Genomic DNA, 26431 nt, shown 5'->3' with positions numbered 1-26431 from the left:
CGGGCTGCGCGAGATGTCTAGTGTCTCCGTAGTACGAAATCCAACTTCCGCTATGTGGAAGGAACGCATCCAAGATGTTCGACGCAAACCTGTCCATGCTCTTCACGGAGCTACCGCTGCTGGAGCGTCCTCGAGCCGCCAAGGCCGCCGGGTTCGACGCGGTCGAGATCTGGTGGCCGTTCGCGGACGCCGTACCCGAGACACGGGAGATCGAGGCGTTCGAGGGCGCCATCGTCGACGCGCAGGTGCGCCTCGTCGGCCTGAACCTCTACGCGGGCGACATGCCGGCGGGAGACCGCGGGCTGGCGAGCTGGCCCGGCCGCGAGACGGAGTTCCGCGCGAACGTCGAGATCACCGCGGCCATCGCGGCCCGCCTCGGCTGCCGCACGCTCAACGCGCTGCACGGCAACTTCGAGACGACCGCGCAGACCGTCTCCAACTACCGCTTCGCCGCCGACGTCGCGGCCGAGGCAGGCGCCCAGCTCGTGATCGAACCGCTCAGCGGCGCGCCGAAGTACCCGATCAAGACCGCCCACCAGGCGTTCGAGCTCATCGACGAGATCGACCGCGGCAACGTGAAGCTGCTCGCGGACCTCTACCACCTCGCCACGAACGGCGACGACCTCGACCTCCTCGCCGACCACGTCGACCGCATCGGTCACGTGCAGATCGCCGACGCTCCCGGACGCGGCGAGCCCGGTACCGGCGAGCTCGACCTCTTCGGGCACCTGCAGAAACTCCGCGCCAACGGCTACACGGGCTTCGTGGGCGCCGAGTACAAGCCCGTCACCCACTCCTTCGCTTGGAGGGACAACGCATGACCCGCATCGGTTTCATCGGACTCGGCATCATGGGCAGCCCGATGGCGGCCCACCTCGTAGCCGCCGGGCACGACGTGACGGGCTTCGACCTCAGCTCGGCCTCGCTGGAGAAGCTCGTCGCCGACGGCGGCAAGGCGGCTGCCACAGCACAGGAGGCCGTGAGCGGCGCCGAGGTCGTCATCACGATGCTGCCGAACCACCCGCAGGTCGAGGCGGTGATCGACGAGGTCACTTTCGACGACGGCACGCTGCTGATCGACATGAGCACGATCCGTCCGTCCACGTCGATCGACATCGCGAAGAAGCTCTCGAACGTCCGCGTGCTCGACGCGCCCGTGTCAGGCGGCCAGACCGGCGCCGTGCAGGCGTCGCTCAGCATCATGGTCGGAGGCGAGGAACAGGACTTCGCCGCGGCCAGGCCGTTCCTGGAGGTCGTCGGCAAGACGATCGTCCACGTCGGACCGCACGGCGCCGGCCAGGTCGTGAAGGCCGCGAACCAGCTGATGGTCGGCGGCATCTACGCCCTCGTCGCGGAGTCGATCGTGCTGCTGGAGGCGTCCGGCGTCGACCCGAAGGCGGGCCTGGACGTGCTCGCGGGCGGTCTCGCGGCGAACCGGATCCTGGACCTCAAGCGCGAGTCGATGATCGCGCGCGAGTTCCAGCCGGGCTTCCGGATCGACCTGCACCACAAGGACATGGGCATCGCACTGGACGCGGCACGTGCCGCCGACGTCGCGCTGCCGGTCACCAACCAGATCGCCGCACTGGTCGCGGCGGCACGCGCGCAGGGTTACGGGTCGCTCGACCACTCCGCGCTGCTCAAGGTCATCGAGAACTTCGCGGGAAGGGCCTGACACATGCCGAAGATCCCAGTCATGCAAGCGGTCGTCGAGGTCCTCAAGTCCGAGGGCATCGACGTCGTGTTCGGCTGCCCCGGCGCCGCGATCCTCCCGCTGTACAAGGCGATGGAGCAGGACGGCTCGATCGAGCACCTGATCGTGCGGCACGAGGAGGGCGCGACCCACATGGCGGACGGCTGGTCGCGCACGACCGGCAACGTCGGCGTCGCGATCGGCACCTCTGGTCCGGCCGGCACGAACATGATCACCGGGCTCTACACCGCGCAGGCGGACTCCGTGCCGATCCTGTGCATCACCGGCCAGGCCGCGGTCTCCAAGCTGCACCAGGAGGCGTTCCAGGCCGTCGACATCGTCTCGATCGCCGCGCCCGTCACGAAGTGGGCGGTGCAGGTCAAGGAAGCCGCGCAGATGCCGTGGATCTTCCGCGAGGCGTTCCGGATCGCCCGCTCCGGCAGGCCCGGCCCGGTCCTGATCGACCTGCCGATCGACGTGCAGAAGCAGGAGATCGAGTGGGACTCCAGCATCGACGAACCGTTGCCGGTGCCCAAAAGCGTGCCTTCTGACGCACGGGTCGAGCGCGCGCTGGAGATGTTGCTGGCCGCGGAACGTCCACTGCTGCTCGCGGGTGGCGGTGTCATCCTCGGCGAGGCGTCCGCCGAGCTGCTGGACCTGGCTGAGCTCCTGCAGATCCCGATCCAGGCCACGCTGATGGGCAAGGGTGCGATCGACGAGGACCACCCGCTCTACGCGGGCATGACCGGCATCCAGACCTCGCAGCGCTACGGCAACGCGTCGTTCCTGGAGTCGGACCTGGTGCTGGCGCTGGGCGCGCGCTTCGGCGACCGGCACACCGGTGACCTCGCGACCTACCGCGGCGACCGCAAGTTCATCCACGTCGACGTCGAGCCGACGCAGATCGGCAAGGTGTTCGGGCCCGACCTCGGGATCGTCGCGGACACCAAGCTGTTCCTGCAGGCGCTCCTGGAGAAGGCCCGCGCACGGGGTCCGCGCGCGGCCGGCGAGTGGGTCGGCCGCTGCCAGGAGCTCAAGCGGACGCTGCTGCGGCGCGAGGACTTCGAGACCGTGCCGGTCAAGGCGCCGCGGGTCTTCAAGGAGATCAACGAGTTCTACGGCCCGGACACCTACTTCGTCACGGCCATCGGGCTCTACCAGATCTGGTCCGGCCAGCACCAGAAGGCGCACAAGCCGCGGCACTACCAGGTCTGCGGCCAGGCGGGCCCGCTCGGCTGGGAGATCCCGGCGGCGATCGGCGTGAAGAAGGCGCGGCCGGACGCGGAGGTCGTCGGCATCGTCGGCGACTACTCGTTCCAGTTCCTCGTGGAGGAGCTCGCGGTCGGCGCCCAGTACGACGTGCCGTTCGTGCTGATCATGCTGAACAACGAGTACCTCGGCCTGATCAGGATGGCGGAGGACCACGGCGGCTACGACATGAAGTACGAGGTCGACATCCACTACGACACGAGCGGCTCGGACAACGTGAAGATCATGGAGGCCTACGGCTGCTCCGGCATCCGGGTCGCCGATCCGAGCGAGATCCGCGGCTCGCTGGAGTGGGCGCGCAAGGAGGCTGACAGGACCAGCCGCCCCGTCCTCGTGGAGATCATGATCGAACGCGAGGGCAACACCGCGAACGGCACGTCGATCGCCGCGATGAAGGAATTCGAGCCGCTGCCGTGACCCACCGTGATCGCACGCGGGGCGCTTTCGTACTGAATGACAGTACGAAGGCGCCCCGCGTGAGAAAAAACAAGGCTGTGATCGTCGCGCCGGACAAGTTCAAGGGATCGCTCACCGCCCCGCAGGTCGCTGCCGCTGTCGCGCGCGGTCTGCGGGAGGCGGTCCCGGACGTGGACGTGCGCCTCCTCCCGGTGGCCGACGGCGGCGACGGCACCGTCGACGCCGCCGTCGCCGCCGGGTTCATGAAGGTCGGGCGCTGGGTCACCGGTCCGGTGGGCAAGCCGGTGCCCGCCTCGTTCGCGGTCAAGGGCACGACCGCCGTGGTGGAGGTGGCCTCGGCGGCCGGGCTGACGTTGCTGGAACGGCCGGCGCCGCTCGACGCCACCAGCTACGGCGTCGGTGAGCTGCTGAAAGCCGCGCGGGACGTCGGCTGCACCACGATCGTGCTCGGGCTGGGCGGCAGCGCGTGCACCGACGGCGGCGCGGGGATGCTGGAGGCGCTGGGCGAGGCGTCGTTCGACGGCGTCGACCTCGTGCTGGCCTCGGACGTCGACAACCCGCTGCTCGGGCCTTCTGGTGCCGCCGCGGTCTACGGGCCGCAGAAGGGCGCTTCACCCGACCAGGTGGAGATCCTCGAAGCGCGCCTCGAAGCGTTCGCCCAGCTCATCGGCCCTGAGTACGCCACGCGGCCGGGAGCGGGGGCGGCCGGCGGGATCGGGTTCGCGGCGCTCGCGGTGCTGGGCGCGCGGTTCCGGCCCGGCATCGAGGTGGTGCTGGAACTGGCCGGGTTCGCGCAGGCGGTGCGGGACGCGTCACTGGTGATCACGGGCGAGGGATCGCTGGACGCGCAGACCCGGCACGGCAAGGCGCCGTACGGGGTGGTCAAGGCCTCCGGTGACGTGCCGGTGGTCGCGGTTGCCGGCCAGTGCTCGGTCGAACCCGGTGACCTGGGGCTGAAGGCCGTTTACGCGTTGCTGGACGTCGAACCGGACGTCACGCGCTGCATGGCGCGGGCCGATTCGCTGCTCGGCGTTCTCGGCGGTCGCATCGCCCGCGACTGGGTGTCAGAGTGAGTGCCATGGACCTGGTCTTCCGCGCCCGCAGGGTCGTGACCCCGCAGGGTGAGATCGCGTGCGACGTCGGTGTCGTCGACGGCAGGATCGTCGCCGTCGAGCCCCGCATCGACTCGCCGAACGTCGTGCACCTCGCGGACGACGAGGTGCTGCTGCCAGGCCTGGTCGACACCCACGTGCACGTCAACGACCCCGGCCGCAGCGAGTGGGAGGGCTTCGAGACCGCCACCCGCGCGGCCGCGGCCGGGGGAGTCACGACGATCATCGACATGCCGCTCAACAGCATCCCGCCGACGGTCGAGGTGGCGGCGCTGGAGATCAAACGCAAGGCCGCGGCGAACGTCTCGGTGGACGTCGGGTTCTGGGGCGGCATCGTCCCCGGCAACCTCGCGGACCTGAAGCCTTTGCACGAGGCCGGCGTCTTCGGCTTCAAGTGCTTCCTGCTGCACTCGGGCGTCGACGAGTTCCCCGCGGTGACCACCGAGGAATTGGAAGCAGCGCTGCGGCAGCTGGCCACGCTCGACGCGTTGACGATCGTGCACGCCGAGGACGCGCACACGGTCCGTGAGTCGGAGCCGGACTACGCGGGCTTCCTGGCGTCACGGCCGCGCGAGGCCGAGAACAAGGCGATCAGCGACGTCGTGGAGCTGACCCGCAGGACCGGCGCCCGCACGCACATCCTGCACCTGTCGTCGTCGGACGCGCTCTCGATCCTGGAGGCCGCGAAGCGCGAAAGCCTGCGGATCACCGCCGAGACCTGCCCGCACTACCTCACGTTCACCGCGGAGGAGATCCACGACGGGCAGACGGAGTTCAAGTGCTGCCCGCCGATCCGCGAGGCGGAGAACCGCGAGGCGTTGTGGCAGGGCCTGCGCGACGGCGTGATCGACCTGGTCGTCAGCGACCACTCGCCGAGCACGGTGGAGCTCAAGGAAGGCGACTTCGCGACGGCGTGGGGCGGCATCGCGTCGCTGCAGCTCGGCCTGCCGGCGGTGTGGACGGGCGCACGGGAGCGCGGCTTCCAGCTCACCGACGTCGTTCGCTGGATGTCCACGCACCCGGCGCGCCAGGTCGGGCTGGAGACCAAGGGCGCCATCGAGGTCGGCAAGGACGCGGACCTCGTGGTCTTCGCGCCGGACGAGACCTTCGTGGTGGACAAGGACAAGCTCCACCACCGCAACCCGGTCACGCCGTACCACGGCCGCGCGCTGAACGGCGTTGTGCGGCAGACGTGGTTGCGGGGCAAGGAAATCAGCACAACGCAGGGCAAGTTGCTACGCAGAGGAGAAGCATGACCGAGTGGACCCGGCTGCCCGATCTCGCCTCGCGCGCGGCAGGAGGTGGTGTGGTGTGGGCGAACGACGAGCTGTTCGCCGAGCGGGAGAACCTGATCAAGCCCGCCGAGCCGGTCTACCAGACCTACACCTTCGGTCACAAAGGCCAGGTCTACGACGGCTGGGAGACCCGCCGCCGTCGTGAGGCCGGCGTGGACCAGGCCGTGGTCAGGCTCGGCATGCCCGGCGTCGTGCGCGGGATCGTGGTCGACACGGCGTTCTTCAAGGGCAACTACCCGCCGTTCTGCTGGGTCGAGGGCGCCCAGGTCGACGGCTACCCGTCCGGCGACGAGATCACCGAGTGGTTCCCGCTGGTCGAACGCACCGCGCTGAAGGGCGACGAGAAGCACTTCTTCGACGTCACCGAGGGACGCCGCGTCACGCACGTACGGCTGACCATCGACCCGGACGGCGGTGTGGCCCGGCTGCGCGTGCACGGCGAACCGCTGGCCGACCCGCGTCTGCTCGTGGGCGGCATCGACCTCGCCGCGCTGGAGAACGGCGCTGTCGTCACCGGCTGCAGCAACATGTTCTACAGCTCGCCGAACAACCTCATCGCCCCTGGTCAGGCCACGGTCATGGGGGAGGGATGGGAGACCGCGCGCCGCCGTGACGACGGCAACGACTGGGTGTCGCTCAGGCTCGCCGCGGCCGGGGTCGTGCAGCTGGTCGAGCTCGACACGAGCCACTTCAAGGGCAACGCGCCGGGCTGGGCGTCCGTCCGCGGCTGCGACGAGCGCCAGGACCCGGACACGTGGTTCGACCTGCTCCCGCGCACCCGGCTGCAGCCCGACACGCGGCACCGGTTCGTCGTGGAGGCGGCCGAGGCGACGGCCGTGCGGCTCGACATCTATCCGGACGGCGGTATGGCACGGCTCCGGGTGCTCGGCACCCCTACGAGTGACGGCCTATCCCACCTGCGGACGATGTGGGCCAAAACGACTAACTGAGGGTGGTTGTACGACCACGGTCTGATTCTTCTCCCTACCTAGGTTGGTTGTCTGCGTCACACGATCGGTGGAAGCGTTCCTCCCGGAAGTTCGGGGATCAGGGAGGAATTCCATGCAACCGATGGTGCGCGCCTTCGGCGCCGCGATCGCCAGTTCTGCATTGGTTCTAGGCGCGAGTCAGGTCGCGATCGCGGCTCCGGAAGGGCAGCCGGAGTACCAGGTCGGCGCGATCGACTGGAAGCCGTGCGAGGAGAAGCCGACGGTCGACTGCGGCTTCCTCGAGTTGCCCATCGACTACAAGAAGCCGAACGGCGAGAAGTTCAAGCTCGCCGTGTCGCGCCTGAAGGCGGCGAACCCGTCGCAGCGCATCGGCGCGATGGTGATCAACCCCGGTGGACCGGGTGGTTCGGGCGTCGACTTCTCGATGTTCGCGGACGGGTACTTCAGCAAGGAGATCATCGACAAGTTCGACGTCATCGGGTTCGACCCCCGTGGTGTCGCGCGCAGTGCGCCGATCAAGTGCTCGGCGGAGCTGCTGCAGAAGACGCCGTCGAGCTACCCGAAGACCAAGGCCGAGTTCGACGCTCTGGTCGTGTTCAACAAGGCCCTGCGCGAGGACTGCGCGAAGCAGAGCGGTCCGATCTTCAACTTCGCCTCGACCGCGGAGGTGGCGCAGGACATCGACTCCATCCGCCGCGCGCTGGGCGAGAAGAAGATCAACTACTACGGCATCTCGTACGGCACGATCATGGGCCAGCACTACGCGGAGAAGTTCGGCAAGAACATCCGCGCCATGATCATCGACTCCAACATGGACCACAGCCTCGGCACGAAGCAGTTCCTCGACTCCGAGGCGCGCACCGCCGAGGACTCGTTCAACGAGTGGATCAAGTGGAACGACCGCACGCCGACCTCGCCGTTCGCCGGCCAGGACCTCCGCAAGATCTGGAAGGACCTGCTGGCCAAGGCGGAGCGCGGTGAGGTGCCCGCCCCGTGGGACCCGACCGTCAAGATGACGCCGGAGGACCTCGGTGGCGGCGTGGTCAGCATGGCCTACGGGCCGGCCTGGCAGCGGTTCGCCGAGCAGATCAAGCAGATCATCGACGGCGCGCAGGCCCCGAAGTCGGCCTTCTCGGCGTTCGCCGCCGACGAGACGTTCGACAACCCGTTCCCGGGCATCTTCTGCAACGACTACAACCTCCGCGTCAGCTCGTGGGGCGAGTACCAGTCGCTGGTGAAGTCCGAGTACCGGATCGCGCCGAACACCCGTGGCTCGTCGCTCGGCCACGGCGCCATGATGGGCTGCGTCGGGTTCCCGAAGGCCACGAACCCGCAGCGCACGCTGAAGATCAAGAACTCGCCGAAGATCCTGCTCACCAACGCCAAGCACGACCCGGCGACGGCGTACGAGTGGGCGGTCAACGCACACCGTCAGACCCGTGACACCACCGTCTTCGTGACCTACGAAGGCTGGGGCCACGGCGTGTACGACCGCAGCGAGTGCACGCTGAAGATCAACAACGAGTACCTGGTCTCGCTGAAGCTGCCTCGCAACGGCACCTCGTGCGCTGCGGTCGAGCCGCCGGCGCAGGCGTCGGTCATGTCCGTGAAGCCGCGGATCCCGGCGGGCCCGTTCTCGGTTCGCTAATACAGGTCAGCAGTCGTGCCCCCGGTGTTGGACGCCGGGGGCACGGTGCTGTCAGCGGCCTGGTGGCGTCGGCCGTTCCGAGCAGCGTCCCAGCGGAACCCCTCTATTCCCTGTCGCAACCTGCGGGCGAACCGCAGGTCAGAAGCTATACCTGCGGTGTATACGTCGGGGGTATAGTGCCGTCCCATGGCTGGCCTGTGGTGGCCTCGCGGCAGAGGGGCGTGGGCGCGTTTCGCGTTCACGGCCGCCGGCGTGGCCGTTGGCGTCACGGTTCTGATGCTCTGTCTGACGGCCCAAAGCGCACTGCAGGGCCGTGCGGACCGTTCGGCGTGGCAGTACACCCGCGCGGACACGCCGGGTTCCGGGTCTGTGCAGTGGCTGGCCGTCTCCGACTACTTCCGCGGCGAGCAGATGCTGCGGATCCACGTCGCCGACGTCGGTGCCGACTCGCCCTCGCCGGGATTCACGCTGCCCCGTGCCGGTGAAGTCGTTGCCTCACCGGCGATGCAGCGGCTGTTCGAGTCCACTCCGGACGATCAACTCGACGACCGGTATCCGGGCGAGGTCGTCGGCACGATCCCCGTGGACCTGCTCGCCCATCCCGCGCAGCTCGTCGCCGTGGTAGGCGGCCGGGTGCCCGGCATGTTCACCGCGTCGGGCATCGCCACCTCGCCCGACCACGCGTTCTTCGCGTTCACCCGGATCATCCTCGGGATCGCGGCCCTGGTGCTGCTCGTGCCCGTCGCGGTGTTCTTGGCGATGGCGACCAGAATTGCCGCGGCCCAACGGGAACGCCGCCTGGCCGCATTGCGACTGGTCGGCGCCACCAGGCTGCAGACCGCCCTGATCGCGGCAGGCGAGACCGCGATCGCGGCACTGGCGGGAACGTTCGCGGGGTGGCTGGCCAATGAAGGCTTGCGCCGAGTGCTCGCTTCCTCGGTGACGTACGAGGGTTTCCCGTTCCACGCCGCCGATGTGCGCGCGCCGCTGGCCGTGCTGGCCCTGGTGCCGTTGCTCGCGGTCGTCGTCTCCGTCGTGTCGTTGCGCCGTGTCGACATCGGCCCGCTCGGGATCATCCGGCGCGCCGCGGCCAGGCCCCCGACGGCGTTGCGCGTGTTGCCACTGGTGATCGGCATCGGTGGGTTGTTCCTGGTCACGTACACCTCGGGGCCCGGCTTCGACGAGCTGTCCGCGGTGTTCGTGATCGCGACCCTGGTGGGCGTCGCCGTCGTCGGGCCGTGGGTGTGCCTGCAGGTCGGACGGTTGCTGGCGCGTGCCTCCAGCGCGACGACGGTGCTGGCCGCGCGCCGGATCGAGCAGGACCCGAAGGCGTCGTTCCGCGCGGCGAGCGCGTTGGTGTTCGCGGCCTTCGCGGCGACGTACCTGAGCGGGCTGGTCAGCGCGTACGGAGATCAGCCCGGCACCGCCACCCCGCCGGGCGTGGTGACCGTGTTCGACGGCCGCGACCGCGAGATCCGCAGTGACGGCACGGTGGCCGACGAGGAACGCATCCGCACCCGCGAGGCCATCGCCGCTCCGAACGCCATCATCAACACCCGCCGCGAGTTCGCGCTGCGCGAGCAACGGCTCTGGGACGACATCGAGTCCGCGGTCCGGTTCTCCCTGCTCGTCGTCGTGGTGGTCGCGGGATGCGGTCTCGCGGCCGGTGCGGCCGGAGGCGTGCTCGAACGGCGGCGCTCGTTCGCGTTGCTGAGGGCGACCGGCACGACGCTCGGTCAGCTGCGCCGGGTCGTGCTGCTGGAGACGGGCGTGCCGCTGGTGGCGATGACCGGGCTCGGGGTGGTGCTGGGCGTGGTCACGCTGGTCGCGACGAAGGGACCGTTGCCGGCGCTCGGGTTCGCCGGGGTGGTCGCGTGCGGTCTCGTGGTGGCGTTGCTGATCTCCGCGACCCCGCTGGTGGTGCTGGGGCAGAGCACGGGCGCCGAGACGGTCCGCCGGGAGTGAACCCGGAGTGTCCGGCGGGCTCGTCGCGCCCGGCCGCAATGCCCCGGAAGGGGACACCGCCGACTACTTCTCGTTATCGCGCCGACGCCGTGAGGTGGCCGAATCGAGTCCGTGAACGGCGTGAAACGCGGACGTAACACGTCCAGGTCGACAGTTCACCTCCGCGAAACGTTCCGCGTAAGTGGGGGAAACAGGACATCCCGATGCTCCCTGCAACCGACGTGCAGTGGAGGTCGAAGTGGATACAGGGGACACCGCCTGGGTGCTCACCAGCGCCGCATTGGTGCTGCTGATGACGCCGGGCCTTGCCTTCTTCTACGGAGGCATGGTCCGTTCGAAGAGCGTGCTCAACATGATGATGATGAGCCTGGGCGCGATGGCCGTGGTCGGTGTCCTCTGGGTGCTCTTCGGGTACTCGACGGCATTCGGTGCGGACGTCGCCGGAGGCCTGCTGGGCAAGCCGTTCGAGTTCTTCGGCCTCGACGGGCTGCTGGGCGCCGACTCGCTGTCGGGCAAGATCCCGAGCACCGTGTTCGTGGCGTTCCAGGCGATGTTCGCGATCATCACCGTCGCGCTGATCTCCGGTGCGATCGCTGACCGCGCCCGCTTCGGCCCGTGGCTGCTGTTCGCCGGCCTGTGGGCCACGATCGTCTACTTCCCGGTCGCGCACTGGGTGTTCGACTTCGACGGCAAGGACGCGGCCGGCAACGTCGTCGACCCCGGTGGCTGGATCGCCAACAAGCTCCTCGCGATCGACTTCGCCGGTGGTACGGCGGTGCACATCAACGCCGGTGCCGCGGGTCTCGCGCTGGCGATCGTGCTCGGCAAGCGCGTCGGCTGGCCGAAGGAGCCGATGAAGCCGCACAGCCTGCCGCTGGTCGTGCTCGGCGCCGGTCTGCTGTGGTTCGGCTGGTTCGGGTTCAACGCCGGTTCCGCCCTCGGTGCGAACGGCCTCGCCGGCGTCACGTTCATCAACACGCTCGTCGCGACCTGCGCGGCGATGCTCGGCTGGCTGCTCACGGAACGCATCCGCGACGGCAAGGCCACCACGCTCGGTGCGGCGTCCGGTGTCATCGCCGGTCTGGTCGCGATCACGCCCGCCTGTTCCTCGGTCACCCCGATCGGCGCCATCGCGGTCGGTGCGATCACCGGTGTCCTCTGCGCCCTGGCCGTGTCGCTCAAGTACCGCTTTGGCTTCGACGACTCGCTCGACGTCGTCGGCGTGCACCTCGTCGGTGGTCTGTCCGGCACGATCCTGATCGGCCTGTTCGCCAGCGAGTCGGCCCCGGCCAAGATCAACGGCCTGTTCTACGGCGGCGGCTTCGACCAGCTCTGGCGCCAGGCCGTCGGTGCGTTCGCGGTGCTCGGCTACTCCTTCGTGCTGAGCCTCGCGCTCGGTTACCTGGTGAAGTTCACCGTCGGCTTCCGCGCGTCGGAAGAGGCCGAGGTGGCGAGCATCGACGAGTCCGAGCACGCTGAGCGGGCTTACGAGTACGGCAGCCTCACCAGCGCGCGTGGTACCGGCAAGCCGAGCGTGGCCGCTGGCGCGACCGCGGTCCTCGAGGGGAGCAACAAGAAATGAAGCTGGTCACCGCGATCATCAAGCCGTTCACGCTGGACGACGTGAAGGGCGCCCTGGAACAGCTCGGGGTGCTGGGCATGACGGTCAGTGAAGTGCAGGGCTACGGGCGCCAGAAGGGCCACACCGAGGTCTACCGCGGTGCGGAGTACTCGGTGGACTTCGTGCCCAAGATCAAGATCGAGGTCGTCATCGACGACACGGCCGTCGAGAAGGTGCTGGAAGCAGTGGTCGAGGCCGCCCGCACCGGCAAGATCGGCGACGGCAAGGTGTGGGTGACTCCGGTCGAAACCGTCGTCCGTGTGCGCACGGGTGAACGTGGATCGGACGCGCTTTAACAACTAGGAGACGGCCCGTGGAGAACAACGAAACGGCCGTCGTCACGGCTGACGACCTGGTGCGAGCACGCGAAAGGCTGCTCGTGCCAGGTCGTCGTCGCTTGGCCGCCGAACCGCTGCGCGAGGCACTCGTGGACCTGCACGAGTTCTGGCTCACCAAACATGCGGGGGGAGCGGGGATATCCGGACCGGGTATCGCGCTCGTGGCGGTCGGCGGGCTGGGGCGGCGTGAGCTCGTGCCCTACTCCGACCTAGACCTGGTCCTGGTGCACAACGGCGTCAAGAACGTCGACGAGATCGCCGAGAAGCTCTGGTATCCACTGTGGAACTCCGGCATCGGGCTCGACCACTCGGTGCGCACCGTGGGAGAAGCACTGAGGGTCGCCGCCGGTGACCTGCGCACCGCGTTGGGACTGCTGGACATCCGGCACATCGCGGGTGACCCCGAGGTCACCGCGAAGCTCGCGGAAGGCGCCAAGCAGGCGTGGCGCGGCAACGTTCGCAACCGGCTGGACGAGATGGCCGAGTCGTCGCAGAAGCGCTGGGCGCGCGGCGGCGAGATCGCACACCGCGTCGAACCCGACCTCAAGCACGGTCGCGGGGGACTGCGGGACCTCACACTCCTGGACGCGCTGTCACTCGCGCAGCTGGTGGACCGGCCGTCGGCCGATGTCGACGACGCACGCCGCCTGTTGCTGGACGTGCGGACCGAACTTCGCCGGGTGGCAGGGAAACCTCGTGACGTGCTGCGGGCGCAGGACGGCGACGAGGTGGCCTCCGCGCTGGGGCTGGCGGACCGTTTCGCTTTGGCTCGTTCACTTTCCTCTGCCGCACGCACGGTCGTCTACGCGTTCGACGTGGCCATGCGGGCCGCTCGGGCCGCCGCGCCGAAACGCGGGCTCGGGGCGTTCCTGAGAGGACAACCCCCGCGCAGGCCGTTGGACGAAGGCGTGGTGCTGCACGGGTCTGAGGTCTCGCTGGCCCGTGACGCGATTCCCAGCCGTGATCCGGCGTTGTTGCTCCGTGTCGCGACGGCGGCGGCACGCAGCAAGCACCCGATCGCGACAGGAACGTTGTCCAGGCTCGCGGACTCGGCGCCGGAGCTGCGCCAGCCGTGGCCGCGGGAGGCCCGCGAGGAACTGCTGGCGTTGCTGGGCAGCGGTAGTGGACTCGTGGACGTCGTGGAAGCGTTGGACCGCACGGACTTGTGGGGCCGGCTGTTCCCCGAGTGGGGTGCGGTGCGGGACCTGCCGCCGCGCGACGCCGCGCACATGTGGACGGTCGACCGGCATCTCGTGCAGACCGTCGCCCACGCGGCCAGGCTGGCGACCACGGTGGCGCGGCCGGACCTGTTGCTGCTGGGCGCGTTGATCCACGACATCGGCAAGGGCAGGCAGCAGGACCACTCCGAGGTCGGGGCCGCGCTGGCGACCCAGATCGGGGAGCGCATCGGGTTGTGGCCGCAGGACGTCGAGACGTTGTCCGCGATGGTCCGGCACCACCTGTTGCTGCCGCACACCGCGACCCGGCGCGACGTCGAGGACGAGGCGACCGTGCACCGCGTGGTCGAGACGCTCGGCGGCGACCCGATCCTGCTGGAACTGCTGCACGCGCTGGCGGAGTCGGACTCCATCGCGACGGGGCCCGGCGTGTGGACGGACTGGAAGGCCGCGCTGATGGCCGACCTGGTCTCCCGCTGCCGCAAGGCGATGGCAGGGGAGGCGTTGCCCAAACCGGAACCGCTCGACCCCGTGCACGTGGCGATGGCGGAACGCGTTGCGGCGTCGGGAAAGCCGGACGTGCTGCTGGAGAAGCAGGACCACGCGGCGATCGTGACGGTGATCGCGCCGGACCGGCCCGGCCTGCTGTCCAAGGCCGCCGGTGTGCTCGCGCTGAACTCGCTGGAGGTCCACGCGGCGACGTTGCACGCGCACGGCGGTGCGACGGTGGACGCGTTCACGGTGTCGCCGCGGTTCGGCTCGCTGCCGGACGCCACGCTGCTGCGCGAACAGCTCTCCAGAGCGATCGAGGGGTCGTTGTCGCTGACGGAGAAGCTCGCCGCGAAGGAACGCGACTACGGTGGCCCGCCGCTCGACCCGCCGCCCTCGAAGGTGCTGTGGTTCGACGACGAGGCGACCGGCGCGGTGGTGCTGGAACTGCGGGCCGCCGACCGGATCGGGCTGCTGCACCGCGTGGCCGGAGCACTGGAGCAGTGCGGTGCCGACGTGCAGTGGGCGCGCGTGTCCACGCTGGGCGCGACGGTCGTCGACTCGTTCAGCATCGCGGGCACCGACCTCGACCGGCGCCGGATCGAACGGGCGGTGCTCGACGCGGCCAGGTAGAGGTTGAGTAGGTCTACGCACAACCTCTCCGGGTGCTCACGCTCCTGCGCGCTTCGGAAACCAGGCAGTGTTCGTGGTGTCCGGAAAGCGTCCTCGAGGGGTGGATCGCTTCCCGGACGGGCAGAGGTGGTGGTGACGGGTGACGGCGCCGGGGGAGGTACCGCGCACCCGCACCGCCGCCGCTGTTTCCCGGTCCTGACAACGAGACAGCTTCCTGGACAACCTTCGCGGGGTCCGGGCAGTGTCAGGTTCTCGTGTTCTGACTGGGGAGGAAGAACGTTGAGAACTTTCATGGTGGCCGCCATCGCCGCGGCCTTGATCATTCCCGCCACCGCGCAGGCCGCTCCGGCCGCCGAGGACCTCGGCACGTTGCCCGGTGATCTTCGAAGCACGGCGGCCGACATCAACGACGCCGGCACGATCGCCGGCGTCTCCTACGGCACCGGCACCACCCAGCACGCCGTCCGGTGGGACCGCTGGGACGGCATCAAGAAGCTCGGCGACCTCGGGTTCGACTCGTGGGCGGCGGCCATCAACCGCGACAACGTTGTCGTCGGCTACGCCGTGACCTCCGCGGGCGCGACCCAGGCCGTGAAGTGGAACTCCTCCGGGACCTTGGTCCAGCTGACCGTCGCGGGGGCGACGAGCTCCGTCGCGTACGACGTCAACGACACCGGCACCGTCATCGGCACCGCCACGATCAACGGCGTCAGCCAGGTGGTGCGGTGGGAGTCGTGGGGCGAGGCGAGGGTCCTCGGCGCCGGCAGCGCGTCGCGCATCACCAACGGCGACTGGGTCATCGGCACCAGCGGCGGCGACGTGGTCCGGTGGAACCCCTCTGGTGTGCGGACCGTGCTCGACACGGGCACGTTCGCCGGGGTCAACCAACTCGGCGACGCGGTCGGCACCACGAGCGCCGGCGGTGTGCTGTGGCTGCGCAGCGGCAAGACCCAGCTGGGATCCGGAGCGCGGCCGTCCGACATCAACGACAACGGCGCGGCGGTCGGTGCCATGTCGTCCCAGGCGACCCGCTGGGACGTTTTCAGCGGCGGGGTGGAGACGCTGGCGCCCGCGCCGTCGACCGCCTCCGACGTGAACAGCTCCTGGCTCGTCGCGGGCACCGTAGGCACCTCCGCGGCGACCTGGGACATGGCCGGCACGCAGACCGTGCTGCCCGCGGTGTCCGGTGCCACACGTCACTCCGTGACGGGGCTGAGCGACGTCGGGCAGGTCATCGGCGTCGCGAACTTCGCAAACGGCACCTATCACGCCGTCGTCTGGCGCTGAACCCTGTGCATTTCGCCTGAAATCGGACCAAACTGAACGAGAGGGATGGTCGGAACGTCTTCTAGGACATGACCGCCGTGTTGAACACGCAGATCGCCACCGTCCGAGTGCGGGCGCGCTCGCTCGTCGTCCTCGCCGGGATCCCCGGCGCGGGCAAGACGACGCTGCTCTCCCGCCTGGACGCCGACGAACCGGTCACCGTCCTCGACTCCGACCAGGTGCGCATGTGGCTCGAGCCGCGCGTACCGCTGCCGTACAAGTACTGGCGCGTGTTCGTGCACCTCACGCACCGGTTGCGCGTCTTCTGGGCGGCACTGTTCTGCCGGGGCCTGCTGGTGGTGCACGAGCCGTCCACCAGGCCCGGCACGCGCTTCATGCTGGTGCTCGCCGGACTGCTGTCGGGGCGTTCACGCCAGTTCCTCTGGCTGGACGCCTCGGCGGCGCAGGCCCTCGACGGCCAGATCGCCCGCAAGCGCGTCGTCCGCACTCACGCTTTCGAGCGACACGTCCGCCGCGGTTCGTCGATGCGCGCCCAGTTCGAGGCGGGCTGGGTGCCGTTCGGGTTCAGCGGCGTGACGCTCCTCACCCGTGCGGGAACGTCGGGTGGTCTGCGCATCATGGTGTCGTGATCAAGGCTGTCCTCTTCGACTTCGCAGGCACCCTCTTCGGGCGCCCGACCTACCAATGGCTCTCGCCGCGGCACCTCTCGGTGCTGCGCGCGCCGGCGCCGTTCGTGGCGCGGATGAACGCCGCCGAGCGCGCGGTGTGGGAGGCCAGGGACCTGACCGCGCTGGCGAACAGGTCGGCCCACTGGATCCTGTTCCGGCTGGCGGGGCTGCCGTTCGACGACGAGCTGTTCCAGCGGCTGCACAACCCGGCGTTCTGGCTGCCCTACTCCGACACCGCGGCCGCGCTGACGGCGGTGAGGCCGTTGAAGGTCGGGGTGCTGAGCAACATCTCGTGGGACATCCGGCGGGTGTTCGCGCGCGAGTCGCTGTCCGTGGACGCCTTCGCGTTGTCCTACGAGCTCGGCGTCTCGAAGCCGTCCGCCCGTGCGTTCGACGCGGCCTGCGTGCGGCTCGACGTCGACCCGTCCGAGTGCCTGTACGTGGGTGACGATCCGGTGGCGGATGGAGCAGCGGTGGCCGCGGGACTGCGGTTCGCGCAGATCTCCACTGCTCCGGTCGGCCGCCGTGAACCGGTGCTCCTGGAGGCGCTGGCGAGCCACGGGATCGGGTGAACGTTCGGTTAGCTAGTCTGGAAGGCGTGTTCTCCACGCTTTCCGACCGGCTGACCACGGTTCTCCAGGGCCTTCGCGGCAAGGGCCGGCTCAGCGACGCCGACATCGACGCGACCGCCCGCGAGATCAGGGTCGCCCTGCTCGAGGCCGACGTCGCGCTGCCCGTTGTGCGCAACTTCATCGCGAAGGTGAAGGAACGTGCCAAGGGCGCCGAGGTCCACCAGGCGCTGAACCCGGCGCAGCAGGTCGTGAAGATCGTCAACGAGGAGCTCGTCAACGTCCTCGGTGGCGAGACGCGACGGCTGAACCTCGCGAAGAACCCGCCCTCGGTGATCATGCTGGCGGGTCTGCAGGGGGCCGGTAAGACGACGCTCGCGGGCAAGCTGGCCAAGTGGCTCAAGGGCCAGGGCCACACCCCGCTGCTCGTCGCCGCCGACCTGCAGCGCCCGAACGCGGTGACGCAGCTCCAGGTCGTCGGTGAGCGCGCGGGCGTGCCCGTGTTCGCTCCCGAGCCCGGCAACGGCGTCGGCAACCCCGTCGAGGTCTCGCGCCTCGGCATCGCGGAGGCCAAGGCCAAGCAGCACGACATCGTCCTCGTCGACACGGCCGGTCGGCTCGGTGTCGACGAAGAGATGATGCAGCAGGCCATCGACATCCGGGCCGCCGTCGACCCCGACGAGATCCTGTTCGTGGTCGACGCGATGGTCGGTCAGGACGCGATCAACACCGCCACGGCGTTCCGCGACGGCGTCGGCTTCACCGGTGTCGTGCTCACCAAGCTCGACGGCGACGCCCGCGGTGGTGCGGCGCTGTCGGTCCGCGAGGTCACCGGCCAGCCGATCCTCTTCGCGTCCAACGGTGAGAAGCTCGAGGACTTCGACGTCTTCCACCCGGACCGGATGGCGTCGCGCATCCTCGGCATGGGTGACGTCCTCACCCTGATCGAGCAGGCCGAGCAGCACTTCGACCAGGACCAGGCCGAGAAGGCCGCGGCGAAGCTGCACTCCGGCCAGTTGACGCTCGAGGACTTCCTGGAGCAGATGCTCGCGATCCGCAAGATGGGCCCGATCGCGAACCTGCTCGGCATGCTCCCCGGCGCCGGTCAGATGAAGGACCAGCTCGGGATGCTGGACGAGAAGCACCTCGACCGCATCCAGGCGATCATCCGCGGCATGACCCCTGCCGAGCGCGACGACCCCAAGCTGATCAACGGCTCCCGCCGGCTGCGCATCGCCAACGGGTCCGGCGTCAAGGTCAGCGACGTCAACGACCTGGTCAACCGCTTCTTCGAGGCCCGCAAGATGATGGCGTCGATGGCAGGCCGGATGGGCTTCGGCGGCGGTGGCGGCAGCAAGACCCGCAAGGGCAAGAAGGGGAAGAAGGGCAAGGGCGGACGCGGCCCGACGCCTCCCAAGGTCAAGGGCGGCTTCCCGCCCGGGATGTTCCCCGGTGGCATGCCCGGCATGCCTCCCGGCGGGATCCCCGGCATGCCCCCTGGTGGCGGTCTGCCGAACCTCGGCGGCCTGAACGAGCTCCCGCCCGGCTTCGACCCGTCGAAGTTCAAGTTCGACGGGGACGACAAGAAGAAGTGACCATGCACCTGCGCGGCGTCGTCCTGCCGGACGGCGAGCCGCGAGACCTGTGGGTCGTCAACGGCCGTGTCCGCACCCAGCCGGTGCCGAACGCGCAGACCGTCGTCGACGGCGGGTTCCTGGTCCCCGGCCTGGTCGACGCGCACTGCCACGTCGGCCTGGGCCCGCAGGGCGGCGTCGAGCTGCCGGAGGCCGTGGAGCAGGCGATCACGGACCGCGCCGCGGGCACGTTGCTGATCAGGGACTGCGGTTCACCGATCGACACGACGCCGTTGCAGGAGCGCCTGGACCTGCCGCGGATCATCCGCGCGGGCAAGCACATCGCCCGTCCGAAGCGCTACATCCCGCACATCGGCGTGGAGGTCGAGTCGGACCTGGTGTCGGCGGTGGCCGAGCAGGCCGCGTACGGCGACGGCTGGGTCAAGCTCGTCGGCGACTGGATCGACCGCGGCGCGGGCGACCTGGCTCCACTGTGGACGGACGAGGAACTGGCCCAGGCGATCAAGGTCGCCCACGCGGCCGGTGCCCGCGTGACGGCCCACGTGTTCGGTGAGGACGCACTGCCGGGCCTGATCAACGCGGGCATCGACTGCATCGAGCACGGCACCGGCCTGACCGACGACACCATCTCGCTGATGGCCGCGCACGGCACCGCGCTCGTACCCACGCTGATCAACATCGAGACCTTCCCCGGCATCGCCGACAAGGCCGCCAAGTACCCGGCGTACGCGAACCACATGCGCGACCTGCACGCGCGCGTCTCCACCACTGTGGCGTCCGCGATCGAGGCGGGCGTCCCGGTCTACGCGGGCACCGACGCGGGCGGTGGCATCCAGCACGGCCGCATCGTCGACGAGATCGTCGCGCTGCACGGCGTGGGGATGAGCGCTCTGGACGCCATCGGCGCCGCGTCGTGGGGTGCTCGCGAGTGGCTCGGCTTCCCTTCGCTGACCGAGGGCGCGGCCGCGGACATCGTCGTCTACGACGAGGACCCGCGGGAGAACCTGGAGGTCCTCAGGACGCCGCGCATGATCATGCTCAGGGGCCGGATCCACTAGGCGTGCCGGGCCAGCGCGCCCACCTCGTACGAGCCGCCCTTCTGATGGGTGATGACGGCCATCCGGTTGGCGGCGTTGATCAGCCCGAGCAGGCAGACCAGCGCCGCGACCTGCTCGTCGTCGAAGTGCTTGCGGACGTTCTCCCAGGTCTCGTCGCTCACGCCGTCCCTGGTGAGCACGGTGCCCTCCTCGGTGAACGCCAGCGCGGCCTGCTCGGCCTCGGTGAACACCGTGGTCTCGCGCCAGCCGGCCACCAGGTGCAGGCGCAGCGGGTCCTCGCCGGCCGCGATGGCCTCCTTGACGTGCATGTCGAGGCAGAAGCCGCAGCCGTTCAGCTGGCTCGCCCGCAGGCTGACCAGCTCTGCCGTGATCGCGGGCAGCGGCGACTGGTGCACGGCCTGCCCGAGGCCCGCGAACCGCTTCGCGAGCTTGCTGCCGGTCTCGGTGCCGAAGAGGTTGAAGCGCGGTTCCATGGTCTTTCCTCCCTCGTGGACTTGCTTGACGACCACGAGATGCCGGAGCCCCGAATCCTGTGACTGTGATCCAGCCCACTGTCACAAACCGCCGCCGGCTGGTGTCTTGTGTCCATGGACGCCGCCACCGACTCGTTCGTCAGCCACCGCAACCTGCTCTTCACGATCGCCTACGAGATGCTCGGCTCCGCCGCCGACGCCGAGGACGTGCTGCAGGAGACGTGGCTGAAGTGGTCGGGCGTCGACCACGGCACGGTCGACAACCACCGCGCGTACCTGGTCCGGATCGTCACCCGCCAGGCCCTCGGCCGCCTGCGCACCCTGGGCCGCCGCAAGGAGTCCTACGTCGGCTCCTGGCTGCCGGAGCCGTTGCTGACCACCCCGGACGTCGCCGAGGACGTCGAACTGGCCGACAGCGTGTCGATGGCGGTGATGCTGGTCCTCGAGACTCTCACCCCGACCGAACGGGCGGTGTTCGTCCTGCGCGAGGTCTTCGACCTGGACTACGACGAGATCGCCACCGCCGTGGACAAGAACCCTGCCGCCGTCCGCCAGATCGCGCACCGCGCCCGTTCCCACGTCGCCGCCCGCCGCCCGCGCGAGGTCGTGACGCAGGCGGAGTCCCGCGAGGCACTGGCCGCGTTCCAGCGCGCCACCGAAACGGGTGATCTGCAGGCCCTGCTGGACCTGCTCGCCCCGGACGTCGTGTTCCTCGGCGACGGCGGCGGCGTGAAGCAGGCCGTCCCGCGTCCCGTCGTCGGCGCCTCGAAGGTGGCGCGCATGCTCATGGGCGGCCTGCTGAAGGTCAGCGGCTGGACGATGGAACCGGCCAGGGCCAACGGTTACCCGGCGTTGATCGTGCGGTTCGACGGAGAGCTCGACACCGTGATCGCGGTGCGTGTCGAGGACGGCCGGATCAGCGGCCTCTACGCGGTGCGCAACCCGGCCAAGCTCTCGCACATGGAGCAGGAGACCACCCTGCGGCGCTGAAGATCAGTCCATCAGCCTCTGTCACCGACACCGGTGACGGGGGTTTAGTAGCAGAGTTCGTACGCCGATCCGTTCACAGGAGTGGGACATCCGGCGGGGACCCGATCTGACCATCTTTTGGCCAGGTGCTTGGCCCGGATTCCGTCAGTGCCGCACAGTAACCTCGGATTCGGGGGCGGCAGCGTCCCCCAAGGGGGATCGCGGTCCCCACTCCAAGCGTATCGCGAGGCACTGACAGCGCATCGGTGCTTCAGAGGCCGTCGATCGCGAGGTGGGCTGATCATGAGAGTGCCAGTGCCTGCTGTTCAACCGCGGGAAGTCGCCGCGTGACTAGATTGCAGAGCGTGAGTGAGCCGGAAGCGGTGAAGCCGAAGCGCGGTTTCATCGAGAGCGTGCGGGACATCAGCCGCAATCCCGAGCCCGAGCGGGTCGGCCAGCGCTGGGGTTTCGGCGCGTTCCTCCTGGTGGAGGCTGTTTTCATCCTGAGCGCCGTGTTCATCACCGCGGTGGGTTCGAGCTTCGGTGCGACGCTGGAGAGCTCGACCTCGCTCGTGCTGGTCGGCTCACTCGTGCCGATCATGCTCGCGGCCGCGGTCGCCATCGTGATCACGTACGTGCGCGGTAACGGGCCGGTCGTCGACCTGCGGCTGAGCATGACGAAGGCCGACGTCGTCATCGGCCTCAAGATCGGTGTCATCGGCCTGGTCTTCACCTACGCCGCCGCCACCGTGTGGGCGAAGATCGTCGGCAAGGAGAACGCCACCAGCGCCGTCGGCGAGCTCTTCAGCCAGGCGAACCTGCCGCTGGCCTCCGCCATCACGATGTTCGTCTACATGAGCTTCATCGGCCCGATCTGCGAGGAGATCATCTTCCGCGGGCTGCTCTGGGGCGCGGTCGAACGGCAGGGCTGGAGCAGGTGGGCCGCGTTCGTGCTGACCACGGTGATCTTCGCGGTCAGCCACCTCGAACCGCAGCGCACGTGGTTGCTCCTCGTGATCGCCATCCCCATCGGCGTGGCCCGCCTGATCACCCGCAGTCTCGGGGCGAGCATGGTGGCGCACGTGCTGAACAACTTCCTCCCCGGACTGTCCCTCCTGCTCCTCTCGGCCGGTGTCATCTGATGGACCTGAACAGCGACCTCGGCGAGGGCTTCGGCATCTGGAAGCTCGGCGACGACAACGCGTTGCTGGGCGTCATCACCAGCGCGAACGTCGCGTGCGGCTTCCACGCCGGCGATCCGTCCACGATGCGCAGGGTCTGCGAGGAGGCCGCGAAGAACGGCGTGAAGGTCGGCGCCCAGGTGAGCTACCGCGACCTGGCAGGGTTCGGGCGCCGGTTCATCGACGCCGACCCGGTCGAGCTCGCCGACGAGGTGCTCTACCAGATCGGTGCGCTCGATGCGTGTGCGCGAGCAGCAGGCACCGAGGTCGCGTACGTGAAGCCGCACGGCGCGCTCTACAACGCGACGGTGCATCACGAGCAGCAGGCCAAGGCCGTGGTCAACGGCATCAAGGCGTTCAAGGACCTGCCCGTCCTCGGTCTGCCGTTCTCGCACCTCCTGCGCTGGGCGGAAGCCGCCGGCCTGCGTCCGGTGCAGGAGGCGTTCGCGGACCGCGGCTATCTGCCCGATGGCACGCTCGTGCCGCGTGGGCAGTCGAACGCTCTGCTCACCGACACGAAACAGGTCGTCGAACGCGCCGTGCGCCTGCTGTCGGGCGAACTCGTCGCCGTCGACGGAGCGGTCATCAAGGTGCAGGCCGAGTCGTTGTGCGTGCACGGCGACACACCCGGAGCGGTCGCGCACGCACGTGCGGTGAGGGAAGCGCTCGGCACCGTGAGGCCGTTCGCGTAGGACCCGATTCGGATCCACGGGTCCCCATCTGGCACAATTGCCCGCTGTCCGTCGTGGTCGGCCCCTCTGCCCGGGCCGCGACTGTGCGAACCATCAACACAGAGCTTTCGAGGAGTACCAGGCCCATGGCCGTCAAGATCAAGCTTCAGCGTCTCGGCAAGATCCGCCAGCCGTACTACCGCATCGTGGTCGCCGACGCGCGCACCCGTCGCGACGGCAAGGCCATCGAGACGATCGGCAAGTACCACCCCAAGGAAGAGCCGTCGTTCATCGCGGTCGACTCCGAGCGCGCGCAGTACTGGCTGGGTGTCGGCGCGCAGCCGACCGAGTCGGTCCAGCGCCTGCTGGAGATCACCGGTGACTGGCAGAAGTTCAAGGGCCTGCCGGGCGCCGAGGGCACGCTGAAGGTCAAGGAGCCCAAGACCTCCAAGGCCGAGCTGTTCGCCGCCGCGCTCGCCGCCGCGAACTCCGAGCCGATGACCGAGGCCACCACGCCGAAGGCGAAGAAGGCCAAGAAGGCCGACGACGCGCCCAAGGCCGACGCCGAGGCGCCCAAGGACGAGGCGTGAGTTTGTTGGCTGACGCCCTCGAACACCTCGTTCGCGGCATCGTCGACCACCCGGACGACGTCCGGGTGAACCTCGTCACGACCCGCCGCGGCCGCACCCTCGAGGTCCACGTCCACCCGGACGACCTCGGCAAGGTGATCGGCCGTGGTGGTCGCACCGCGACGGCTCTGCGCACCGTGATGGCCGGTATCGGCGGTCGTGGTGTGCGGGTCGACGTCGTCGACACCGACCGCTGAACGAAGCTGCAAAGGGCAAATGGACGTCGTCGTCGGCCGTGTGGCCAAGGCGCACGGGATCACCGGAGAGCTCTCCGTTGACGTGCGCACCGATTCACCCGAAATGCGGTTCGCGCTAGGGGCAACGCTCCAGGCGAGGCTGCGTGACGGCACGTCCCGAAGCCTCACCGTGTCAGCCGCCCGGCCTCATGCCGGGCGGCTGCTCGTGCGTTTCGAGGAAGTCCTCACGCGCGATGTGGCGGAGTCGTTGCGCGGCACGTTGTTGCTGGGCAGCACCGACGACCTGCCGCCGACCGGTGACCCGGACGAGTTCTACGACCACGAGCTCGAAGGGCTCACGGCCGAACTCGTCGACGGCACGAAGATCGGCACGGTCAAGGAGATCCTGCACGGCCCCGGCGGTGAGCTGCTCGTGGTCATCCGTGACAGCGGCGAGGCGCTCATCCCGTTCGTGCGCGAGATCGTGCCCACCGTGGACGTTCGCGGCGGCCGTGTCGTGATCGACCCGCCAGAGGGCCTTCTCGATGCAGATTGACGTCGTCACGATCTTTCCCGAGTACCTGGCGCCGCTGCGTGCCGCGTTGCTCGGGAAGGCGATCGACCGCGGCCTGATCAGCGTCGGCGTGCACGACCTCCGCGACTGGACCCAGGACGTGCACAAGGCTGTCGACGACAGCCCGTACGGCGGTGGGCCCGGCATGGTCATGAAGGCCGACATCTGGGGTCCTGCCCTGGATGACGTGTGCACGGACGAGACGCGTCTCATCGTGCCGACGCCGGCAGGCCGTCCGTTCACGCAGGCGGTCGCGCACGAGTACGCGACCGAGTCGCACCTCGTGTTCGCGTGCGGTCGCTACGAGGGCATTGACCAGCGAGTGGTCGATGACGCCGCACGGCGCGTACGCGTCGATGAGGTGTCGATCGGTGACTACGTGCTGGTCGGCGGCGAGGTGGCGGTGCTCGCGATCGTGGAAGCGGTCGCACGGCTGCTGCCCGGCGTGCTCGGCAACCCGAAGTCGCACGCGGAGGACTCGTTCCAGGACGGGCTGCTCGAAGGGCCGAGCTACACGCGGCCCGAGGTGTGGCGCGAACTGGCCGTGCCGGACGTGCTGCGTTCCGGCAACCACAAGCTGATCAACCGCTGGCGTCGTGACCAGTCACTCGCCCGGACTCTGGACAGGCGTCCCGACCTGCTGGAATCGCTGCCGGCGGACGCGTTCGACAAGCACGACCGCGCTCTGCTCACGCGCTTGCGCGAGGGCGGGGAGTAGCCCGATTTCATTCCGGAGTGCCTGGTCTGGCACACTGGAACAGTTGCCGCAGCCGGTGCGATACCGGCGTGCGCACACAAGCCGAACCCCCATCATGTCGTGCACTGCCATGGAACATGCTCTGGGAAGTTCAAGACACGTGAGGAACCACCGATGAACATCCTGGACGCGCTTGACGCCCAGTCGCTGCGCACTGACATCCCGGCCTTCCGCGCCGGTGACACGCTGAAGGTTCACGTCCGCGTCATCGAGGGCTCGCGCGAGCGCGTCCAGGTGTTCCAGGGCGTTGTGATCCGTCGTCAGAACGGCGGCATCCGCGAGACCTTCACCGTCCGCAAGGTCTCGTTCGGTGTCGGTGTCGAGCGCACCTTCCCGCTGCACTCCCCGAACATCGCCGAGATCGAGGTCGTCACCCGCGGTGACGTGCGTCGCGCCAAGCTGTACTACCTGCGCGACCTGCGCGGCAAGGCTGCCAAGATCAAGGAGAAGCGCGAGGCCCGTCCGGTCTCCTGACCGGTGGCTTCGAGCCCAGCAGACTTCGAGGACGCCTCCGCACCGGATGAACCGGAGCGGGGGCGTACTCCTGTCTGGAGAGAAGTTCTCTACGTGGTCGTGACGGCCGTCGTGCTGACGGTGCTCATCCAGGCGTTCGTGGCGCGGGTCTACGTGATCCCCTCGGCGTCGATGGAGAACACCCTGCACGGGTGCACCGGCTGCGAGAACGACCGCGTGCTGGTCGACAAGCTCACGTACCGCTTCGGCGACATAGCGCCGGGCGAGGTGGTCGTCTTCCGCGGCCCGGAGGCGTGGACCACGAACGACTTCCGCAGTCCTCAGTCGACGAACCCCGTCGCGGGATTCGTGCAGAACATCGGTTCGTTGCTGGGGATCGCGCCCGCGAACGAACGCGACTTCGTCAAGCGCGTGATCGCGCTGCCCGGCCAGACGGTGATGTGCTGCGACGAGCAGCACCGTGTCGTTGTGGACGGCAAACCGCTCGATGAGCCTTATGTGCACTGGCAGTCCGGCACTTCGCCCGCGGACCACGAACCGTTCGCGCCGATTCGCGTGCCGGAGGGCAGGTTGTTCGTGATGGGGGACAACCGGATGAACTCCACCGACTCGCGCAAACAGGGCGGCGGGGGCGTAGCGGGCACCGTTCCGGTCGAGAACGTCATCGGGAAAGCCCGGTACGTCGTTTTCCCGAAAGATCGGTGGAGTGTTGTGTCGGATCACAACCCCCAGCCCCTAGGCT

General features: G+C 69.0%; 25 protein-coding genes and 1 pseudogene. 25 read left to right on the top strand and 1 reads right to left on the bottom strand.

Going from position 1 to position 26431, the window contains the following annotated elements:
• Positions 1 to 74 precede the first annotated feature (74 nt).
• The 16 genes from ACSHWB_RS06100 (at position 75) to ACSHWB_RS06025 (ending at position 19785) form a co-directional block, all read left to right on the top strand.
• Positions 75 to 821, top strand: a complete 747-nt coding sequence (locus ACSHWB_RS06100) for a hydroxypyruvate isomerase family protein (RefSeq protein WP_439661107.1) — start codon at positions 75 to 77, stop codon at positions 819 to 821.
• A complete protein-coding gene (locus ACSHWB_RS06095) occupies positions 818 to 1675 on the top strand; it encodes an NAD(P)-dependent oxidoreductase (RefSeq protein WP_439661106.1) in 858 nt (285 codons plus the stop codon). The genes ACSHWB_RS06100 and ACSHWB_RS06095 overlap by 4 nt, the downstream gene beginning before the upstream one ends.
• A 3-nt stretch (positions 1676 to 1678) precedes the next feature.
• Positions 1679 to 3379, top strand: coding sequence for a glyoxylate carboligase (gene gcl, locus ACSHWB_RS06090; protein ID WP_439661105.1), 1701 nt, complete (start codon positions 1679 to 1681; stop codon positions 3377 to 3379).
• Between the two features lie 59 nt (positions 3380 to 3438).
• A complete protein-coding gene (locus ACSHWB_RS06085; RefSeq protein ID WP_439661104.1) occupies positions 3439 to 4452 on the top strand; it encodes a glycerate kinase family protein in 1014 nt (337 codons plus the stop codon).
• A gap of 5 nt (positions 4453 to 4457) precedes the next feature.
• Positions 4458 to 5747 carry an allantoinase AllB gene (gene allB / locus ACSHWB_RS06080; RefSeq protein ID WP_439661103.1) on the top strand — a complete coding sequence of 430 codons (1290 nt, stop codon included), beginning with the start codon at positions 4458 to 4460 and terminating at the stop codon, positions 5745 to 5747.
• Entirely contained in the window at positions 5744 to 6736 is a 993-nt protein-coding gene (gene alc / locus ACSHWB_RS06075) for an allantoicase (protein WP_439661102.1), read from the top strand. Before allB ends, alc begins: the two co-directional genes overlap by 4 nt.
• Positions 6737 to 6848: 112 nt before the next feature.
• Complete coding sequence (locus ACSHWB_RS06070; RefSeq protein ID WP_439661101.1) at positions 6849 to 8384, top strand: alpha/beta fold hydrolase; 1536 nt, start codon at positions 6849 to 6851, stop codon at positions 8382 to 8384.
• Between the two features lie 186 nt (positions 8385 to 8570).
• The gene (locus tag ACSHWB_RS06065; RefSeq protein WP_439661100.1) at positions 8571 to 10349 is read left to right on the top strand and encodes an FtsX-like permease family protein; all 1779 of its coding nucleotides are present in this window, start codon (positions 8571 to 8573) and stop codon (positions 10347 to 10349) included.
• 238 nt (positions 10350 to 10587) lie between these two features.
• Positions 10588 to 11931, top strand: a complete 1344-nt coding sequence (locus ACSHWB_RS06060) for an ammonium transporter (protein ID WP_439661099.1) — start codon at positions 10588 to 10590, stop codon at positions 11929 to 11931.
• Entirely contained in the window at positions 11928 to 12266 is a 339-nt protein-coding gene (locus ACSHWB_RS06055) for a P-II family nitrogen regulator (RefSeq protein ID WP_030479675.1), read from the top strand. The genes ACSHWB_RS06060 and ACSHWB_RS06055 overlap by 4 nt, the downstream gene beginning before the upstream one ends.
• 17 nt (positions 12267 to 12283) lie before the next feature.
• Entirely contained in the window at positions 12284 to 14608 is a 2325-nt protein-coding gene (locus ACSHWB_RS06050) for a [protein-PII] uridylyltransferase (protein WP_439661098.1), read from the top strand.
• Positions 14609 to 14887: 279 nt separating this feature from the next.
• Positions 14888 to 15895: a hypothetical protein gene (locus ACSHWB_RS06045; RefSeq protein WP_439661097.1), complete on the top strand. Its 1008-nt coding sequence runs from the start codon at positions 14888 to 14890 to the stop codon at positions 15893 to 15895.
• 68 nt (positions 15896 to 15963) lie between these two features.
• Positions 15964 to 16524, top strand: a complete 561-nt coding sequence (locus ACSHWB_RS06040) for an AAA family ATPase (protein WP_439661096.1) — start codon at positions 15964 to 15966, stop codon at positions 16522 to 16524.
• Positions 16521 to 17135 (top strand): HAD family hydrolase, encoded by a 615-nt coding sequence (locus ACSHWB_RS06035; RefSeq protein ID WP_439661095.1) that lies wholly within the window; start codon positions 16521 to 16523, stop codon positions 17133 to 17135. The genes ACSHWB_RS06040 and ACSHWB_RS06035 overlap by 4 nt, the downstream gene beginning before the upstream one ends.
• A gap of 26 nt (positions 17136 to 17161) precedes the next feature.
• Positions 17162 to 18727 carry a signal recognition particle protein gene (gene ffh, locus ACSHWB_RS06030; protein ID WP_439661094.1) on the top strand — a complete coding sequence of 522 codons (1566 nt, stop codon included), beginning with the start codon at positions 17162 to 17164 and terminating at the stop codon, positions 18725 to 18727.
• Between the two features lie 2 nt (positions 18728 to 18729).
• On the top strand, positions 18730 to 19785 hold the full coding sequence (locus tag ACSHWB_RS06025) for an amidohydrolase family protein (protein WP_439661093.1): 1056 nt from the start codon (positions 18730 to 18732) through the stop codon (positions 19783 to 19785).
• On the opposite strand, the gene ACSHWB_RS06020 is transcribed toward ACSHWB_RS06025, so the two are convergent.
• Entirely contained in the window at positions 19782 to 20258 is a 477-nt protein-coding gene (locus ACSHWB_RS06020) for a carboxymuconolactone decarboxylase family protein (protein WP_439661092.1), read from the bottom strand. The genes ACSHWB_RS06025 and ACSHWB_RS06020 overlap by 4 nt on opposite strands.
• A gap of 114 nt (positions 20259 to 20372) precedes the next feature.
• Between ACSHWB_RS06020 and ACSHWB_RS06015 the strand changes: the two genes are divergently transcribed.
• From ACSHWB_RS06015 to lepB, 9 genes and pseudogenes are all read left to right on the top strand, one after another.
• A complete protein-coding gene (locus tag ACSHWB_RS06015; RefSeq protein ID WP_439661091.1) occupies positions 20373 to 21248 on the top strand; it encodes an RNA polymerase sigma-70 factor in 876 nt (291 codons plus the stop codon).
• Positions 21249 to 21592: 344 nt separating this feature from the next.
• Positions 21593 to 22369, top strand: a complete 777-nt coding sequence (locus tag ACSHWB_RS06010; protein WP_439661090.1) for a lysostaphin resistance A-like protein — start codon at positions 21593 to 21595, stop codon at positions 22367 to 22369.
• Positions 22369 to 23100 (top strand): LamB/YcsF family protein, encoded by a 732-nt coding sequence (locus ACSHWB_RS06005; RefSeq protein ID WP_439661089.1) that lies wholly within the window; start codon positions 22369 to 22371, stop codon positions 23098 to 23100. Before ACSHWB_RS06010 ends, ACSHWB_RS06005 begins: the two co-directional genes overlap by 1 nt.
• Before the next feature lie 125 nt (positions 23101 to 23225).
• On the top strand, positions 23226 to 23669 hold the full coding sequence (gene rpsP, locus ACSHWB_RS06000; protein ID WP_439661088.1) for a 30S ribosomal protein S16: 444 nt from the start codon (positions 23226 to 23228) through the stop codon (positions 23667 to 23669).
• A complete protein-coding gene (locus tag ACSHWB_RS05995; protein WP_030468017.1) occupies positions 23666 to 23905 on the top strand; it encodes an RNA-binding protein in 240 nt (79 codons plus the stop codon). Before rpsP ends, ACSHWB_RS05995 begins: the two co-directional genes overlap by 4 nt.
• Positions 23906 to 23924: 19 nt before the next feature.
• Entirely contained in the window at positions 23925 to 24440 is a 516-nt protein-coding gene (gene rimM / locus ACSHWB_RS05990; RefSeq protein WP_439661087.1) for a ribosome maturation factor RimM, read from the top strand.
• Positions 24430 to 25176, top strand: a complete 747-nt coding sequence (gene trmD / locus ACSHWB_RS05985; RefSeq protein ID WP_439661086.1) for a tRNA (guanosine(37)-N1)-methyltransferase TrmD — start codon at positions 24430 to 24432, stop codon at positions 25174 to 25176. Before rimM ends, trmD begins: the two co-directional genes overlap by 11 nt.
• A gap of 153 nt (positions 25177 to 25329) precedes the next feature.
• On the top strand, positions 25330 to 25689 hold the full coding sequence (gene rplS, locus ACSHWB_RS05980; protein ID WP_090013775.1) for a 50S ribosomal protein L19: 360 nt from the start codon (positions 25330 to 25332) through the stop codon (positions 25687 to 25689).
• Between the two features lie 3 nt (positions 25690 to 25692).
• Positions 25693 to 26421, top strand: a pseudogene (lepB, locus tag ACSHWB_RS05975) (signal peptidase I); the annotation flags it as partial.
• Positions 26422 to 26431 lie beyond the last annotated feature (10 nt).

Source organism: Lentzea sp. HUAS TT2, from assembly GCF_051853195.1.
Taxonomy (GTDB): Bacteria; Actinomycetota; Actinomycetes; order Mycobacteriales; family Pseudonocardiaceae; genus Lentzea.
This window is presented reverse-complemented; position numbering and strand designations above follow the sequence as displayed.

Bases quoted from the DNA above. Each gene is read 5' to 3' on its own strand.
- ACSHWB_RS06100 (WP_439661107.1), top strand. From the start codon at position 75: ATGTTCGACGCAAACCTGTCCATGCTCTTCACGGAGCTACCGCTGCTG.
- ACSHWB_RS06095 (WP_439661106.1), top strand. From the start codon at position 818: ATGACCCGCATCGGTTTCATCGGACTCGGCATCATGGGCAGCCCGATG.
- trmD (WP_439661086.1), top strand. From the start codon at position 24,430: ATGCAGATTGACGTCGTCACGATCTTTCCCGAGTACCTGGCGCCGCTG.
- ACSHWB_RS06015 (WP_439661091.1), top strand. From the start codon at position 20,373: ATGGACGCCGCCACCGACTCGTTCGTCAGCCACCGCAACCTGCTCTTC.
- ACSHWB_RS06065 (WP_439661100.1), top strand. From the start codon at position 8,571: ATGGCTGGCCTGTGGTGGCCTCGCGGCAGAGGGGCGTGGGCGCGTTTC.
- rimM (WP_439661087.1), top strand. From the start codon at position 23,925: ATGGACGTCGTCGTCGGCCGTGTGGCCAAGGCGCACGGGATCACCGGA.
- ACSHWB_RS06055 (WP_030479675.1), top strand. From the start codon at position 11,928: ATGAAGCTGGTCACCGCGATCATCAAGCCGTTCACGCTGGACGACGTG.
- ACSHWB_RS06005 (WP_439661089.1), top strand. From the start codon at position 22,369: ATGGACCTGAACAGCGACCTCGGCGAGGGCTTCGGCATCTGGAAGCTC.
- ACSHWB_RS06025 (WP_439661093.1), top strand. From the start codon at position 18,730: ATGCACCTGCGCGGCGTCGTCCTGCCGGACGGCGAGCCGCGAGACCTG.
- ACSHWB_RS06070 (WP_439661101.1), top strand. From the start codon at position 6,849: ATGCAACCGATGGTGCGCGCCTTCGGCGCCGCGATCGCCAGTTCTGCA.
- rplS (WP_090013775.1), top strand. From the start codon at position 25,330: ATGAACATCCTGGACGCGCTTGACGCCCAGTCGCTGCGCACTGACATC.
- rpsP (WP_439661088.1), top strand. From the start codon at position 23,226: ATGGCCGTCAAGATCAAGCTTCAGCGTCTCGGCAAGATCCGCCAGCCG.
- gcl (WP_439661105.1), top strand. From the start codon at position 1,679: ATGCCGAAGATCCCAGTCATGCAAGCGGTCGTCGAGGTCCTCAAGTCC.
- allB (WP_439661103.1), top strand. From the start codon at position 4,458: ATGGACCTGGTCTTCCGCGCCCGCAGGGTCGTGACCCCGCAGGGTGAG.
- alc (WP_439661102.1), top strand. From the start codon at position 5,744: ATGACCGAGTGGACCCGGCTGCCCGATCTCGCCTCGCGCGCGGCAGGA.
- ACSHWB_RS06020 (WP_439661092.1), bottom strand. From the start codon at position 20,258: ATGGAACCGCGCTTCAACCTCTTCGGCACCGAGACCGGCAGCAAGCTC.
- ACSHWB_RS06040 (WP_439661096.1), top strand. From the start codon at position 15,964: ATGACCGCCGTGTTGAACACGCAGATCGCCACCGTCCGAGTGCGGGCG.